Here is a 1973-nt window from a genome sequence, read left to right on the forward strand (position 1 = left end):
CATCGCCCTGACCGCCATTGCGTTCGCGCTGCCGCTCGCGCTCGGTACTGCCCTCTACATCAGCGAGTACGCGCCGGCCAAGATCAAGAACGGCCTCGTCACCATCGTCGACCTCATGGCCGCGGTGCCAAGCGTCGTCTACGGCCTGTGGGGTGTGTTCTTTCTCAGCCCCAACATCCTTCCGGTGTCGCAGTGGCTGTCTACGTACCTGGGCTGGATCCCCTTCTTCGCCGTGGACGGGTTCGATACGAGTGACCCCCTGGCGAGCCCGACGGTGTTCGCGGCATCCACCTTCATCGCAGGAATCGTGGTCGCACTGATGGTCGCACCGATCACCAGCTCGATCATGCGCGAGGTCTTCACGCAGGCACCGATCGGCGAGCGCGAGGGCGCGCTCGCGTTGGGGGCGACCAGGTGGGGGATGATCCGCAACGTGGTGCTCCCCTTTGGCAGCGGCGGCATCATCGGCGGCACGATGCTCGGACTCGGCCGCGCTCTCGGCGAGACCATCGCCGTATTCCTGATCATCTCGCCGGTCTTCGTCATCCAGCCGCACATTCTCGAGAAGGGCGCCAACTCCATCTCGGCGTTGATCGCCCTTCGCTACAACGAGGCCTCGGCGTTTGAGATCTCGGCCTTGATGGCGGCGGGACTCGCACTGTTTCTCATCACACTCGTCGTCAACTTCGTCGCATCGACCATCATCGGGCGCAGCCGCTCAGGAAGCCAGAGTGAGTGATGACCGACCTGCTCGAGCGAACCGAATCGCCTCGCACCTGGATCCGCCCGTCCGAAATGACGGAACCACCGAGGGTGCAAGAGCCCAAACGCTCGACCGCGACCATCCGCACGGTCGACGTTATCCGTCTTTTCGGAAGCGCCGCCGCCGCCGTCGGGTTCACGTCGTGGATCTACTTCTTCGCCCTGCCGCTCCAGGGCGAGTTCGGCTTTATCGTCATCGCCTATGTGATCTTTGTCGCGCTCTTCGCGCTGCTCACCTCGTTTGACGAAAACAGGGTCACGGTCAAGGACCGCATCGTGAGCGTCTTCGTGCACTCTCTTGCCGCGCTGCTGTTGATCGCTCTCTTCTCGGTGGTGATCTACACGGTCGGGCGTGGGCTGGCCCCGCTCGGTAACCTCAACTTTTTCACCGAAGACATGAGCAACGCCGGCCCACTCGACCCGCTCACCCAGGGAGGGGTGCTGCATGCCGTGCTCGGAACCCTGATCATGATCGCCATCGCGCTGGCCATCAGCATCCCGCTGGGACTGCTGACCGCTGTCTTCCTCAGCGAGTTTCCCGGCCGCTACGCGAAGTTTGTGCGAACCGTCGTCGAAGCCATGACGGCCCTCCCTTCGATCGTGGCCGGTCTCTTCATCTACGCGACGGTCATCGTCTTCCTGGGCTTCAACCGCTCCGGCTTTGCGGCATCCCTCGCCATCACCGTCATGATGCTCCCCATCATCATCAGATCGGCGGATGTCGTGCTCAGGCTGGTACCAGGAAACCTCAAGGAAGCAGCACGAGCGTTGGGCGCCTCCACCTGGCGAACCGTCTGGACGGTGACGCTTCCCACCGCGCGCTCCGGCCTGACGACCGCGATCATCCTGGGCACTGCGCGCGGGATCGGTGAGACCTCCCCGGTGCTGCTCACGGCTGGAGCGACCACGTTCCTGAACGTGAACCCGTTCAGCGGGCCGATGACCTCCCTGCCCCTGACGACCTTCACGTTCGTGAAGTCGCCGGAGCTGAACATGATCGCTCGAGGTTTTGGCACCGCGGCGGTTCTCATGGTTCTCGTGCTGATTCTGTTTGCGCTCGCGCGCGCCATCGGCGGCCGTGGGCCGGGCCAACTGAGCACACGCCAGCAACGGGCGCGCACCCGTCAGTCGAGGGATGACGACTACCGCTATCGCGCGAAGGCGCTCGGTGTGGGCGAGAGGGCGCGATTCACCATGTTCCGAAGAAAACG

General features: G+C 63.8%; 2 protein-coding genes. Both read left to right on the forward strand.

Annotated features, from left to right (window positions below; all coding sequences use genetic code 11):
• Nucleotides 1-739 (forward strand): phosphate ABC transporter permease subunit PstC (pstC, locus tag RMN95_RS10765; RefSeq protein WP_309616917.1); only part of this gene is annotated, 739 nt, incomplete at its 5' end.
• Nucleotides 739-1973 (forward strand): phosphate ABC transporter permease PstA (gene pstA / locus RMN95_RS10770; protein WP_309616918.1); only part of this gene is annotated, 1235 nt, incomplete at its 3' end. The genes pstC and pstA, both read left to right, overlap by 1 nt.

Source organism: Salinibacterium sp. (assembly GCF_031364185.1).
In the GTDB taxonomy this organism is placed as follows: Bacteria; Actinomycetota; Actinomycetes; order Actinomycetales; family Microbacteriaceae; genus Rhodoglobus.